Origin of the sequence: Mesorhizobium sp. M0870 (assembly GCF_040319775.1) — a bacterium.
Taxonomy (GTDB): Bacteria; Pseudomonadota; Alphaproteobacteria; order Rhizobiales; family Rhizobiaceae; genus Mesorhizobium.
Genome location: NZ_JAMYOI010000011.1, coordinates 90,820 through 104,179, shown reverse-complemented (window position 1 = coordinate 104,179; position 13,360 = coordinate 90,820). Strand labels below are relative to the sequence as shown.

The window sequence follows — 13,360 nt, the reverse complement described above, 5'->3', positions numbered from 1 at the left end:
ATCGCGTCAAGCGAACCGCCAGACCGTCGTGCGCTTGACCAGCGCATCCTCCAGCGCCCGCGTGACGGCCACCTCATAGACCGCAAGCGGCTCCAGCCCTGCCTTCGGCAGATACGACCGTCCGGGATCGCCGACGAGGATCTCGGCGCCGCGGGCCTTCAGCGTTGCGAACCATGGCATCAGCCGGTCCGCGAAAGATTTGTCGTAGAAAACATCACCGGCCAGGACCACGTCCCAACCTGCATCGGTGCCGATGCAATCCGTGCCGAGGAATTCGGTCCCGACACCGTTGATCTCGCTGTTGAGCCGGATCGCGGTGGCACAGAACGGATCGATGTCGGTTGCGATCACCTTGGCGGCACCTGCCTTGGCGGCAGCGATGGCGACGAGGCCGGAGCCGGAAGCGAAGTCGAGCACGCGCTTGCCCCGCACCGTGCCGGGATTGTCCAGGACATAGCGGGCAAGGCCCTGGCCGCCGGCCCAGGCAAAGGCCCAGAAAGGCGGTGGCAGGCCGATCTCGACCAGCTCATCCTCGGTCCGCTGCCACAAATCATGCGCTTCGTCGGCAAGATGAAGCAGGATCTCCGGCACGTGCGGCGGCGCCATCAGCGCCGTGTTGTCGAGAATGAATTGCCTCGCGCTGTTGGGCGTCAGCGCCGTCACGGAGCCGGCGTCAAGCCGCCCATGCGGCAGACTTCCTTCCATTCGGCCGGCGTCACCGGCTGCACGGAAAGCCGGCCGAGCCGCACCAGCGCCATGTCGGCAAGCTTCGGATTGGCCTTGACCTGTTCCAGCGTCGGCGGGTTCGGCACATCCCTTACGGCGCGGATGTCGACGCATTCCCAGCGCGGATCGTCCGAGGTGGTGTCGGGATGGGCAAGCGCGCAGACTTCAGCGATGCCGACGACGTTCAGCCCTTCGTTGGAATGGTAGAAGAAGCCGAGATCTCCGATCCGCATGGCCTTCATGTTGTTGCGCGCGGCGTAGTTGCGCACGCCGTCCCATTGCGTACCGGCCTTGCCCTTGGCCTTCAGCATCTCGAAGGAGAACTTGAATGGCTCGGATTTGAACAGCCAGTAGTTCATGTCTTTCTCCTCCTAGGAGTCGCGCGGCGACCGGGATTAACTAGCCGCCGGCTTGTTGAACGTCCAGTTCCACGGGCGGATTTCGACGCTTTCGAACAGCCCGGCCTTGGCGTAGGGGTCGGCCGCCGACAGAGCCTGCGCACCTGCCAGGTCGGGCGCTTCGACGACCACGAGGCTGCCATTGGGCTTGCCCTCGGCATCAAGGAACGGACCAGCGAAGGCCAGCTTCTTGTCGCCGTTCAACCCTTCGAGAAAGGCGATATGCTCGGGCCGCGTGTCGAGGCGCACCTGCAGGCTTCCGGGCTTGTCCTTGCAAATCACAGCAAACAGCATGGTTCTCTCTCCTGGTCTCGGGTTCAAGGTTGGGGATCAATCGTTGGTTTCGGTCTTCAGCGGCCGGGTCATCAAGGCCGTCACAGCCTGCCGGACGGTGATGGCACCGTCCAGTATGGCGGCGACAGCGGCAATGATCGGCGCGTCGATGTTGCGCTCGGTGGCGATGCGGGCAGCGATCGCCGCCGTCGGCACGCCTTCGGCGAGCGGCAATCCGGCAAGCGGCTTGCCTTGGCCGAGCGCCAGGCCATAGGCGAAATTGCGCGACTGGGTGGACGAGCAGGTCAGCAGCAGGTCGCCAAGGCCGGAAAGCCCCATCAGCGTTTCGGGCCTGGCGCCGAAGGCAGCGCCGATGCGGCGCAGCTCGACAAAGCCGCGCGTCACCATTGCGGCCTGGGCGCTGGCGCCGAGACCCGCGCCAGCGACAGCACCTGCGGCAATGGCGAAGACGTTCTTCAAGGCGCCGCCGATCTCGACGCCGATCAGGTCGTCGTTCGAATAGCAGCGTAGGTTTTCGGCGGAAAAGCGGGCGGCGAGATCGGCGGCCAATGCCTCGTCGCGGGCAGCGACCACAACGGCCGTCGGCAGGCCGCGGGCGACGTCGGTGGCGAAGCTCGGACCCGACAGAGCGGCAACCGGATTTAGCGGCAGGATTTCTTCGACGATCGCCGACAGCAAGGCGCCGGTCTCGCTTTCGATGCCCTTGGCACACAGAACCAGCGGGACACCGGCCGGCATCTGGTCCTTCGCTGCCGCCAGCGTAGTCCGCAGCGACTGGGCCGGCGTCACCGCCAGCACGCAGTCGGCACCGTCGAGCGCGGCCTGGATGTTGCTCGTCGCCACGATGCCGGGCTGGAGCGCAATGCCCGGCAGATAGCGTGGATTTTCGCCGCGGTCGATCGCGGCGACGGTCTCCGGGTCGCGCGCGTAAAGGCGGACGAAATGGCCGGCGCGCAGCATGGCCAAGGCCAAGGCAGTGCCCCAGGCCCCGCCGCCGAGCACGGCAACGCGCCAGCCGGTTGGCGCGGTGTCGTTGCCGCTTGCCAGCTCGTTCATGCCTTGGCTCCGCGCCGGCCGGAGCCGACCATCGGCGCCGAGATGCTGTCCAGCGGCCAGCGCGAGCGCGGCACGAAATCGAAGCCGTTCTCCTGCGCCATGCCGGCGCGCAGCCGCTCGATGCCGGCCCAGGCGATCATCGCCGCATTGTCGGTGCAAAGCTTCAGCGGTGGCGCAATGAAGGTGAAGCCGGTCTCGGCACAGAGCCGCTCCAGCATGATCTTGATCGTGCGGTTGGCGGCGACACCACCGGCAACGACGAGGGCCGGGTTTTTCGTGCCGGGAAATGTCTCGCGAAAGCGCGTCAGCGCGCGGGAGACACGGTCGGCCAGCGCATCGGCCACCGCTGCCTGGAACGAAGCGCAGATGTCGGCGACGTCCTGGTCGCTCAGCGGCGCAATGGCGCTCGCCGCCTGGCGCACGGCGGTCTTGAGGCCGGAGAAGGAGAAGTCGGGCTGGGCCGAGCCCTTCATCGGGCGCGGAAAGGCAAAGCGCGAGGCATTGCCGGCCTGTGCCGCCTTCTCGACATTCGGTCCGCCGGGATAGGCCAGGCCGAGCATCTTGGCCGTCTTGTCGAAGGCTTCGCCGAGCGCGTCGTCGATGGTCGTTGCCCAGCGCTGGTAGTCGCCGACGCCGCGCACGGCGACGATTTGCGTATGGCCGCCGGAGACCAGCAGCAAGAGATAGGGAAAGTCGAGCCCGTCGGTCAGCCTTGCGGTCAGCGCATGGCCTTCGAGGTGGTTGATGGCGATCAGCGGCTTGTTCGCCGCCGCGGCGATTGCCTTGGCGGTCATCAGCCCGACGATCAGCCCGCCGACCAGGCCGGGACCGGCGGTGGCGGCAATCGCGTCGATATCGGCGAGCGCCGTGCCCGAATCGGCAAGCGCTGCCTCGATGATGCCGTCCAGCGCCTCGACATGGGCACGCGCGGCGATTTCCGGCACGACACCGCCGAACGCGGCATGTTCCTCGATCTGGCTGAGCACGATGTTGGACAGGATTTTTGGCGCGGCGTCGCCGTCGATGGCCACCACGCTGGCGGCGGTCTCGTCACAACTCGTCTCTATGCCCAGCACGCGGATCAATTCGTCGCTGTCCCTAAAGATTGTATCATTGGGCTTTCCCCGTTAGGAGAACCCCGGAAAAGCCTCGCTTGCCGGGGGGTTATCACGGACTGCGCGCCATGCAAACAATCTTGAGAATCGGAACACGCGGCAGCCCGCTGGCGCTGGCACAGGCGCATGAAGCACAGGCGCGGCTGATGGCCGCGCATGGCATGCCGGCGGAGGCGTTCGAGGTGGTCGTCATCTCGACCAGCGGCGACCGCATCCAGGACCGGCCGCTGTCGGAAGCCGGCGGCAAGGGCCTGTTCACCAAGGAGATCGAGGAGGCGCTGCTGGCGGGCCGGATCGATATCGCCGTGCATTCGTCGAAGGACATGCCGACGCAACTGCCCGACGGTCTCGAACTCTCGGCCTTCCTGCCGCGCGAGGATGCACGCGACGCCTTTGTCGGCAAGGCGGCGAAGACGATCGCCGAACTGCCGCGCGGGGCGAAAGTCGGCTCGTCGTCGCTGCGGCGGCAAGCGCTGATCCGCCGGATGCGGCCGGATCTCGACGTGGTGATGTTCCGCGGCAATGTGCAGACGCGGCTGCGCAAGCTCGAAGAAGGCGTCGCCGCGGGCACGATCCTGGCCTATGCCGGGCTGAAGCGGCTTGGGCTCGAGCATGTCGTCACCGATCTGATACCGCTCGATGTCTTCCCGCCGGCGCCGGGGCAAGGCGCGATCGGCATCGAAACCCGTATCGGCGACCGCGATGTCGAAAAGATGCTGGCAGCCGTCCATGATGTGCCGACCGGCCAGGCGCTGGCCTGCGAGCGTGCCTTCCTGGCGGCGCTGGATGGCTCCTGCCGCACGCCGATCGCCGGCTATGCGGCGATCGCGGCCGGAAAGCTGTCTTTTGCCGGGCTGATCATCTCGCCCGACGGGACGCAATCGTACACGGTCGAGCTGCAGGGACCGGCGCAAGACGCCGCCAGCATCGGCGGTGAAGCAGCCCGGAGCGTGCGTGCCAAGGCCGGCGAAAAGTTCTTCGACGGCTGGCTCTGAAATGCTTCGCGTCCTGGTGACCAGGCCGGAACCGGGTGCTTCGCGCACTGCGCGTCGGCTTGAGGAGACGGGCTTTCAGCCGGTTCTTTTGCCCCTGACCGAAACAAAGGCGTTGCCTGTCGCCGCCGGACTGACCCTGGACAATGCCGTCGCGGTGGCCGTCACCAGCGCCAATGCCGTGCGCCATGCGCCGGAAGAAATCATCGCGACGCTCGCCGCCTTGCCTTGCCATGCGGTCGGCAAAAGGACGGCGCAAGCGGCGCGTGAAGCGGGGTTTTTGTCGGTCAGTGAAGGCCCGGGCGATGCGGAGGCGCTGGCCGACAGGCTCGCTGCCGATTTTTCTGGAAAGACGATCGTCTATCTCTGCGGGCGCGTGCGTTTTCCGGCGTTCGAACAGAGGCTCGGGACAGCGGGCGTTCGGGTCCACGCCGTCGAGACCTATGACACGCTGACGGTGGGCTATCCGGACGACGTCATCCTCGAACGCCTGTCAGGGCAACCTGCCGACGCGGTATTGCTCTATTCAGCCAAGGCGGCGGCGGCGATGCAGACCTTGGCAAAACGGCCCGCTCTGCGCGGTCTCTTCGAGAAAACATGGGTTTTTGCGCTTTCCACGCGCATCGCCGCAGCCTTCGACGACGCCGCCAGCGAAAAGATCCGCATTGCCGCGCAACCCGACGAGGACGCATTGCTGGCGCTTTTGCAGGCGCCGCGCTGAGCCGCGTCATCACACCGCCCCTTTTCACCGCTTGGTGATGTGCTAGACCCTTTCTGAACCATCATGCGCCGCCAGGCGTTGAGACGAAGCGAATTGTGCGGAGCCCAGGCATGGTCAAGACGCCGAAGATGCGACACTCGAAAAGCCGCCGCGAGCCGGTGACCATCGATCTCGAGCCGGGCGCCGTCTCACGCATCGCCGACGAGGACGCCGCCAGGCAGGAGGCCCGGACAGACGAGGCGAAGGCCGAGGAAGCAGCGAACGCTTCGCAGCCCGAGGTTCCCGAAGAGCCGGTTCATGCCGACCAGACCGATCTTGAGCCCTGGGAGCATGCCGACGCCGCAGCAGGGGCAGCGGAGGCGCAAGCGCCGGCTGATGCCGGAGCCAAAGCCACCGAGCCTGAGCTCCCTTATCCCGGCTCGGATGCGCCGCCCAACCGTGCCAAAACCTTCGACTACAGTTTCGAGGACGCGTCGGCGGCGCAGACCGACGGCAGCAAGGCTAAAACCGAGACACGGGGCGAGAAAATGGCGCCAGCCCCGGAAAAGCGCGGCGGCCTCAACGGCGTCGCCGCCGGCTTCATCGGCGGCGTCATCGCGCTGGTCGGCGCCGGCGGGCTGCAATTTGCCGGCCTGCTCGGCGCGCCGGGTTCCGGTGCCGGCGTCTCGCTCGATAGCGTCAACGGCGACATCGCCTCGCTGAAGACCGAAATCGCCGGTTTGAAGGACGCCGGCGGCAACGGCGATGGAGCGGCCAAGATGGTCGGCCTGTCCTCGGGCCTTGAACAGGTCAAGGCCGATGTGGCGGCGCTGAAATCGGCTGTCGAGAAAGGTGGAGCAGGCGACGCAGCCGGGGTCGCCGCACTGGGCGACAAGGTCGCGCAGATCGAGACGGCGGTCGCCGCCCTCGGCAAGGCCGGCAGCTCGGCGCCGGTCGATCTCGGTCCGCTCAACGAGAAACTGGCAGGCCTCGACGCGCTGGTGAAGTCGGCCGGCGAGGCTACGACGGCGCAGGAGGGCCGGCTGACGGCGCTGGAGCAGTCCGTGTCGCAGCTGTCCGGCAAGGTCGAGGCGGCGGCGGGACAGCCGAAGATCGCGCTTGCCATCGCGGCGTCGGCCTTGAAGGCGGCGCTTGAGCGTGGCGGGCCGTTTTCGGCCGAACTCGAAACCCTCGCTGCGATTTCGCCCGATGCGCCGCAGCTTGCGGCACTGCGCCCCTATGCTGAAAAGGGCGTTCCGACCCGCGCCGAGATCGCATCGCAGGCCGATGCCGCCGCCAATGCTATGGTCACAGCCGCGACGCCCGTCGATGAGAATGCCGGCTTCGTTCAGAGCCTTCTGTCGAGCGCCGAATCGCTGGTCAAGGTCAGGCCGATCGGTGCCGTCGAAGGCGCCGGCGCACCGGAAACCGTCGCGCGCATGGAGGCGGCGGTCAACCAGGGCGACTACGCCAAGGCACTCAGCGAGTATGAAACGCTGCCCGAGGCCGCCAAGGCCGCTGGCGCGGACTTTGCCGGCAAGCTGAAGGCACGCATCGAGGTCGAAACCCAGGTCGATGCGCTGATCTCGGGCGCGATGAAGGCATGAGGGCAACACAATGATCCGCCTGCTCGCCTTCCTCATCGTCGTTTTCGCGCTCGGGCTGGGCTTTGCCTGGCTGGCCGACCGGCCGGGCGACATGGTCGTCACTTTCAACGGCTACCAATACCAGGTCAGCCTGATGGTGGCGGCGGTGGCGGTCGTTGCCGTGGTCGCCGCGGTGATGATCCTGTGGTGGCTGCTCAAGTCGCTGTGGAACAGCCCCTACACCATCTCGCGCTATTTCCGCGTCCGCCGCCGCGACCGTGGCTATCAGGCGCTGTCGACCGGAATGATTGCCGCCGGCGCCGGGGATGGCGCGCTGGCCCGCAAGAAGACCAAGGAAGCCGCCAAGCTGATCCGTTCCGACCAGGAGCCGCTGATCCACCTGCTGGAAGCACAGGCGTCGCTGCTCGAAGGCGATCATGAAGGCGCGCGACAGAAGTTCGAGAGCATGCTCGACGATCCCGAGATGCGGCTGCTGGGCTTGCGCGGGCTTTATCTGGAAGCCGAACGGCTCGGCGACCGCAACGCCGCCAGGCATTATGCCGGCCGTGCCGCGGTGATGGCGCCGCAGCTGGCCTGGGCGGCGGAATCGACGCTGGAAGAGCTGACCGCGCGCGGCGACTGGGACGGCGCCCTGAAACTGGTCGACGCGCAGAAATCGACACGGCAGATCGAGCGCGATGCCGCCAACCGCCGCCGCGCAGTGCTGTTGACCGCCAAGGCGCAGGCGCTTGCCGACAGCGATCCCGCCGCCGCCAGGACGGCGGCGATCGAGGCCAACAAGCTTAGGCCCGACTTCGCGCCTGCCGCCGTTGCCGCCGCGGCCGCATTGTTCAAGCAGAACGATGTGCGCAAGGGCTCGAAGATACTCGAGGCGGCGTGGAAGGCCGAGCCGCATCCGGAGGTCGCCGAGCTCTATACCCATGCAAGGCCGGGCGACGCCGTGCTCGACCGCCTCAACCGGGCGAAGAAGCTGCAGGAAATGAAGAAGAACCACGCCGAGTCCTCGATGACGGTGGCGCGCGCCGCGCTCGACGCGCAGGATTATTCGACCGCCCGCCGCGAGGCCGAGGCGGCGATCCGGATGGACCGCCGCGAGGGCGCCTATCTGCTGCTCGCAGACATCGAGGAGGCCGAGACCGGCGATCAGGGCAAGGTGCGGCAGCTGCTGTCCAGGGCGGTGCGGGCGCCGCGCGATCCGGCCTGGGTCGCAGACGGCGTGGTGTCGGAACGCTGGGCGCCGGTGTCGCCGATCACCGGCCGGCTCGACGCCTTCGAGTGGCGTGCGCCGATGGAGCGTCTTGGCCAGTTGATCGACAGCCATGATGAGATGCCAGCCGGTGCGGCGCCGGTCATCGAAGCATTGGCAAAGCCGACGAGCGAAAAAAGGCCGATCGAGGTGATCGATGATGCCGGTGGCGAGACGTCGGCGGGCAAGCAAGCTGAAAGTCGCGAAGAAGATCATGTCAGGCCGATCACGGCAGCGGCCTTCGCCGCGGTGCCGAGCGATGCCGAGGGTGTCGAGCCGGCTGAGGAGCTTGCGCGGTTGCCGGACGATCCCGGCGTCGATCCGGACGAGGAAGCGCAGAAATCGCCGCGCCGGTTTCGGTTGTTTTGAGTTGGGCCGGCCGTCAGGCCGTTGGGGTATGGATCTATGTTTGAACGCGTTCTGTCGTTTCTCAGGGATTTGCCGGCCGGTGCCGGCACGCGTGCCAGCACAGACGATCCCCGCATCGCCGCCTCGGCGCTGCTCTATCATGTGATGAATGCCGATGGCGTGCGCCAGGATGTCGAGTGGGAGCGGTTCAAAGCGGTGCTGGCGGAGAGCTATTCGATCAGCGGCACGGAACTCGAAGCGCTTGCCGCCGCCGGCGAGCGGGCCGACAACGAGGCGATCGATCTCTATGCCTTCACCAGTGTCCTGAAGCGCCATCTCGATGCCGATGCGCGCAAGGCCTTCATCGGCCTGATGTGGGAAATCGTCTATGCCGATGGCGAGTTGCACGAGCTCGAGGACAACACCGTCTGGCGCGTCGCCGAGCTGATCGGCGTCGAACGCCATGATCGTGTCGAGGCGCGCCGCAAGGCGGCGGCGCACGCGCCCGGCGCCACCGGAACATCGAGCGACGAATAGGATCTTCGCTTCCCATGCCGCGCCAAACGAGTTCGAAGCCAAAGATCCTGATCGTGCTGCATCAGGAGAGTTCGAGCCCGGGACGTGTCGGACACATGTTGCTGGAAGAAGGGTTCGATCTCGATATCCGCCGGCCGCCGCTTGGCGACGCCTTGCCCGAAACACTGGACGACCACGCCGGCACGGTGGTGTTCGGCGGCCCGATGAGCGCCAATGACGAGGACGAGTTCGTTCGCCGCGAGACCAACTGGCTGGAAATACCGCTGAGGGAGAACCGGCCATGTCTCGGCATCTGTCTCGGCGCACAGATGCTGGTCAACTATCTCGGCGGCAAGGTCGAAGGACACGGTGAAGGGCTGGTCGAGGTTGGCTGGTATCCCCTGAAGGCGACCGAAGCCGGCAAGCAACTGATGCACTGGCCGGAGATGGTCTACCAGTTCCACCGCGAGGGTTTTTCGCTGCCCAGGGACGCGACGCTGCTGGCGACCGCCGAAACCTATCCCAACCAGGCCTTCCGTTACGGCGACAATGCCTGGGGCATCCAGTTCCATGGCGAACTGACCAGGGTGATGATGCAGCGCTGGGTGGTGCGCGGCGCGCATCGCTTCGAATTGCCCGGTGCCCAGCCCGGCCGCGACCATCTCGGCGGCCGGCTGATCTGGGACATGCATCTCAAGCGCTGGCTGGACGAGTTTTTGCGGATGATTTTCGGCAAGCCGAGCAATGGCTAAAGCGCGTCGCGTTTGAACGGATTCAGGCGCCGCGCTTTAGGTCTTTGTCTTTATGCATGTAGGTCTCCCAAAACCGGGGCCACTTTGCGACATGCATCAAGGTTCGAGCACCGGCCGCAGGAAGCTGCGCTCGTAGCTGAGAATGCTGCGATTGCGTTTTTCCATTTCAAACACTTCCTGGCATTCCGGGTCGGCAGCCATACGCTTGCGATAGTCCTCGTAGGCGGCGAGGCTCGGGAAGCTGAACATGGCAAAAGCGACATTGTTAGCCCCCTCGCTCGGAAGGAAATAGCCGTGATGGTTTCCGCCGAGGCGGTTGACCAGGCCTATCCAGCGACGGCCATAGTCTTCGAACTCGGCAAGCTTGTAGGGGTCGATGACATATTTCAGGTAGCAAGTGATCATGGGAGCTCCTGTGTATAGGCGAGGCATGTCGGCTGTCAGCCGTAAGAGATCAGTTGCGTCCGTTGAGGTGGCGCACCTTGCGCAGTTGCGGGAACAGCACCATCCACAGGCCCGCGACGGCGATGGCGCCGATGCCGCCGATCACCACGGCCGGCACCGTGCCGATCAGTGCGGCCATCGTGCCGGCGCGGAATTCGCCGACCTCGTTGGAGGCTCCGACAAAGACCTGGTTGACGGCGTTGACGCGGCCGCGCACCTCGTCGGGCGTCCACAGCTGGATCAGGGTCTCCCTGATGTAGACGCTGAACATATCGGTGGCGCCGAGGCCGGCAAGGGCTACGATCGACAGCCAGGTGATGGTCGAAAGGCCGAACAGCACGGTGAAGGCGCCGAACGAGGCGGCGGCGGCCAGCATGATCATGCCCGCGTGGTTGCGGAGCGGATGCCCGGCCAGCCAGATGGCGACGCAAATGGCGCCGATGCTGGGCGCCGATCGCAGCAGGCCGAGACCCCAGGGGCCGAGCTGGAGGATGTCGCGCGCATAGACCGGCAGCAGCGCCGAGGCGCCGGACAGGAGCACGGCGAACAGATCGAGCGAGATGGCGCCGAGCACGATCTTCTCGCTCCAGATGTAGCTGAACCCGCCGAGCAGGTGCTGCATCGTCGGCTTGTCCGACTCGGTGCGCTGCGACGGCTTCGGGATGGTGAAGATCAGCAGCCCGGACACGAGCATCAGGACGGCCGCGGTTCCGTAGGCCGCTTCCGGCGACACGCCGTAGAGCAGGCCGCCGGCTACCGGGCCGACGATGGTCGCCGTCTGCCAGGCCGATGAATTCCAGGCGATGGCGTTGGCGAAATCCTGAGGCGGCACCAGATTGGCGAACAGCGAGGCGGAGGCCGGACCGAAAAAGGCGCGGGCGACGCCGAACATGGCCAGCACGCAGAAGATCGGCAGCGGCCCGCTGATGCCGCGCAGCGTCAGGAACAGCAGCGCCAGCGCGCACATCGCCTCCACCACGACCGCCAGCGCCATGATCAGGCGGCGGCCGAAGCGATCAGCGACGACGCCGGTGACCAGCACCAGAAGCAGCGACGGCAGGAACTGGACGATGCCGACAAGGCCGAGATCGAGCGGGTCGCGGGTCAAATCGTACATCTGCCAGCCGACCGCGACAGACACGATCATGGTGGCGAATGTGGTGAGGAAACGCGCCGCCCAATAGCTCAGGAAGGAGCGATGGCGAAACGCGGCATAGCGCTGGTCCGGCGATATCTGTTCTGCTGTCATGATTTAAGAGGCCCCGTTGCAGTGACGTCAGCTGGCGGGGCACTTCCACGATGGGCGCTGGTCCGGCTGGCGGAACTTTTTAGCTCAGTTCGCAGCGGATATGCGTCAAAATCAGTGCTGGATCAAGGAATTTTCAGCCCGTTTCATCGCCGGCACGCGGTAGTTACTGCCGCAGCGCGGCGGAGATGGCATCAAGGCCGCCGCGCAATTCGGCTTCCGTCGGCCAGCCAAAGCCGACGCGGAAGAAGCGCTTCTCCATCTCGAACCAGTGGCCGGGCCCGACATAGGTGCCATGGTTTTCCAGCAGGTTCACATAGAACCGGTCGAGGTCGAAGCCAGGTTTGACATCGAGGCGCGGGAAGCCGACGACGCCACCTTCGGGCCGCACCCAGTCGACCAGCGGTTCGCGATCGATCCAGGCCTGGACGATGTCGCGGCGCCCCGCCATTTCGGGCAGCAATGTCGCCAGGAAGACGTCCCGGCGTTCGAGCATGCCGCGGGCGATGCCTTCGTCGATGACGCTGCCGCAGATGCCGATCTGCTCCTTGGCGGCGAGGAATTTTTCCTGAAGCTCAGCGTCCCTGGTGATCAGCCAACCGATGCGGATACCGGGAATGCCGAAGGCCTTGGACAATGACGAGACGCTGATCGCCTTCGGGCTCAGCGAGGCAGCAATCGGCAGCCGCCGGCCGTAGGAAAGGTCGCGATAGGTCTCGTCGACCAGCAGACGGCAGTTGCTGCTTTCGGCAAGCGCCACCAGGGCATCGAGTTCAGCTCGGCTCATCATCGTGCCGGTCGGGTTGTGCGGGCAGGTGACGCTGATCAGCTTCGTGTCCGGCCGCATCGCCGCCTTGACGCGCTCGACATCAATGGCGAAGCCTTCCTCGAAGGCCAGGTCGACAAAGCTGATGGCGCAGCCGATCGCCCTTGGGGTTTCGATGTTGGTGGCGTAGTTGGGCCTGATGACGACGAGATGGTCATTGGCCGACAAAAGCGAGGTCGAGATGATGAACAGCGCACCCGCGGCACCGGCGGTGACCAAGACATCATCCGGCGAAATGCCGGCATCCTGCGCCGATATTAGTGCACGCAACTGCTTGTCGCCGCGATGCTCGCCATAGAAAAGCGTGAGATCAGGCAGCGACAGGCCGATGTCGGAGAGCTTCTGGTCGGCGATCGAACTTTCCGAAAGATTGTAGCGGATACGGTCGTAGCCGTATTCTTCCGGCGCTTCTTTCTCGATCACCATCCTGGTGTAGTTCATGGCTCGCTCCCCAAGGCCCCGTCCGTCCATCCAAGCCATAAAAACATCAAGCCTGCCAAGGCGGATTCGCCGGCAGGCTTCTGTTCCAGTCGTCCTAACTGTTGGCTCAGGACTGAACTAGATCTCTGCTTTAGGCAGGTCGTCGTCCCAAAACCGCTGCGCACTTTTGGGCGACATGCCTCAGGCCGAGGCCTTGGCCTTCCTGCCCTTGGCGGGTGCCTTCACGGGGGCCGCCTTGCGGCCGAGGCCGATCGATTTCGCCAGCAGCGAACGCGAGGCCGCATAGTTGGGAGCGACCATCGGATAGTCCGACGGCAAGCCCCATTTGGCGCGATAGGCGTCCGGCGTCAGGCCGAAATGCACGCCCAGGTGACGCTTCAGCGATTTGAACTTCTTGCCGTCTTCGAGGCAGATGATAAAATCGGGCGTCACCGACTTCTTGGGGTTGACCGCCGGGACCAAGGGGGCAGCCACCGGGACCGCAGGCTTGCCGAGCCCGTTTATCGAGGCGCTGACGCTGGCGATGAGGTCGGCCAGGCCGGAGGCGGGCAAGCGGTTCTTCTCGACGTAAGCGGACACGATGTGAGCGGTCAGCTCGAGCAGATCGATGTCTTTACGGGCACTGTTGCTATCGTCGGTCACTCTATTTCTCC

General features: G+C 65.6%; 15 protein-coding genes. 6 read left to right on the top strand and 9 right to left on the bottom strand.

Features of this window, described 5'->3' with window-relative positions; translation table 11 throughout:
• Positions 1 to 6 precede the first annotated feature (6 nt).
• From NKH97_RS15535 to tsaD, 5 genes are read right to left on the bottom strand one after another with little or no spacing between them, the layout of a single operon-like run.
• Positions 7 to 705 carry a class I SAM-dependent methyltransferase gene (locus NKH97_RS15535; protein WP_352797747.1) on the bottom strand — a complete coding sequence of 233 codons (699 nt, stop codon included), beginning with the start codon at positions 703 to 705 and terminating at the stop codon, positions 7 to 9.
• Entirely contained in the window at positions 660 to 1,085 is a 426-nt protein-coding gene (locus NKH97_RS15530) for an EVE domain-containing protein (RefSeq protein WP_352797744.1), read from the bottom strand. Before NKH97_RS15530 ends, NKH97_RS15535 begins: the two co-directional genes overlap by 46 nt.
• 36 nt (positions 1,086 to 1,121) lie before the next feature.
• The gene (locus NKH97_RS15525) at positions 1,122 to 1,418 is read right to left on the bottom strand and encodes a YciI-like protein (RefSeq protein WP_127296565.1); all 297 of its coding nucleotides are present in this window, start codon (positions 1,416 to 1,418) and stop codon (positions 1,122 to 1,124) included.
• Between the two features lie 36 nt (positions 1,419 to 1,454).
• Positions 1,455 to 2,474, bottom strand: a complete 1,020-nt coding sequence (locus tag NKH97_RS15520; RefSeq protein ID WP_352555151.1) for an NAD(P)H-dependent glycerol-3-phosphate dehydrogenase — start codon at positions 2,472 to 2,474, stop codon at positions 1,455 to 1,457.
• Positions 2,471 to 3,556, bottom strand: coding sequence for a tRNA (adenosine(37)-N6)-threonylcarbamoyltransferase complex transferase subunit TsaD (tsaD, locus tag NKH97_RS15515; RefSeq protein WP_196815327.1), 1,086 nt, complete (start codon positions 3,554 to 3,556; stop codon positions 2,471 to 2,473). The genes NKH97_RS15520 and tsaD overlap by 4 nt, the downstream gene beginning before the upstream one ends.
• A gap of 101 nt (positions 3,557 to 3,657) precedes the next feature.
• Here tsaD and hemC point away from each other — a divergent pair, with 101 nt between their 5' ends.
• The 6 genes from hemC (at position 3,658) to NKH97_RS15485 (ending at position 9,750) form a co-directional block, all read left to right on the top strand.
• Complete coding sequence (gene hemC / locus NKH97_RS15510; RefSeq protein WP_352797740.1) at positions 3,658 to 4,584, top strand: hydroxymethylbilane synthase; 927 nt, start codon at positions 3,658 to 3,660, stop codon at positions 4,582 to 4,584.
• Position 4,585: 1 nt separating this feature from the next.
• A complete protein-coding gene (locus NKH97_RS15505) occupies positions 4,586 to 5,302 on the top strand; it encodes a uroporphyrinogen-III synthase (RefSeq protein ID WP_352797737.1) in 717 nt (238 codons plus the stop codon).
• A gap of 110 nt (positions 5,303 to 5,412) precedes the next feature.
• Positions 5,413 to 6,888 (top strand): COG4223 family protein, encoded by a 1,476-nt coding sequence (locus NKH97_RS15500; protein WP_352797735.1) that lies wholly within the window; start codon positions 5,413 to 5,415, stop codon positions 6,886 to 6,888.
• 10 nt (positions 6,889 to 6,898) lie between these two features.
• Positions 6,899 to 8,503, top strand: coding sequence for a heme biosynthesis protein HemY (locus tag NKH97_RS15495; protein ID WP_352442094.1), 1,605 nt, complete (start codon positions 6,899 to 6,901; stop codon positions 8,501 to 8,503).
• A gap of 36 nt (positions 8,504 to 8,539) precedes the next feature.
• Entirely contained in the window at positions 8,540 to 9,019 is a 480-nt protein-coding gene (locus NKH97_RS15490; protein WP_127268697.1) for a tellurite resistance TerB family protein, read from the top strand.
• Positions 9,020 to 9,033: 14 nt separating this feature from the next.
• Positions 9,034 to 9,750, top strand: coding sequence for a glutamine amidotransferase (locus NKH97_RS15485; RefSeq protein ID WP_128304138.1), 717 nt, complete (start codon positions 9,034 to 9,036; stop codon positions 9,748 to 9,750).
• A gap of 96 nt (positions 9,751 to 9,846) precedes the next feature.
• Here the strand turns inward: NKH97_RS15485 and NKH97_RS15480 are convergent, their stop codons facing one another.
• The 4 genes from NKH97_RS15480 to NKH97_RS15465 all read right to left on the bottom strand — a co-directional run bounded on the left by NKH97_RS15480 (position 9,847) and on the right by NKH97_RS15465 (position 13,349).
• Positions 9,847 to 10,155: an NIPSNAP family protein gene (locus NKH97_RS15480; RefSeq protein WP_023811223.1), complete on the bottom strand. Its 309-nt coding sequence runs from the start codon at positions 10,153 to 10,155 to the stop codon at positions 9,847 to 9,849.
• Positions 10,156 to 10,204: 49 nt separating this feature from the next.
• Positions 10,205 to 11,443, bottom strand: coding sequence for an MFS transporter (locus NKH97_RS15475; protein WP_352442095.1), 1,239 nt, complete (start codon positions 11,441 to 11,443; stop codon positions 10,205 to 10,207).
• Positions 11,444 to 11,606: 163 nt separating this feature from the next.
• Positions 11,607 to 12,707: an aminotransferase class I/II-fold pyridoxal phosphate-dependent enzyme gene (locus NKH97_RS15470; protein WP_352442096.1), complete on the bottom strand. Its 1,101-nt coding sequence runs from the start codon at positions 12,705 to 12,707 to the stop codon at positions 11,607 to 11,609.
• A 180-nt stretch (positions 12,708 to 12,887) separates the two neighbouring features.
• Positions 12,888 to 13,349 (bottom strand): Ros/MucR family transcriptional regulator, encoded by a 462-nt coding sequence (locus NKH97_RS15465; RefSeq protein WP_023811220.1) that lies wholly within the window; start codon positions 13,347 to 13,349, stop codon positions 12,888 to 12,890.
• Between the last annotated feature and the right edge of the window lie 11 nt (positions 13,350 to 13,360).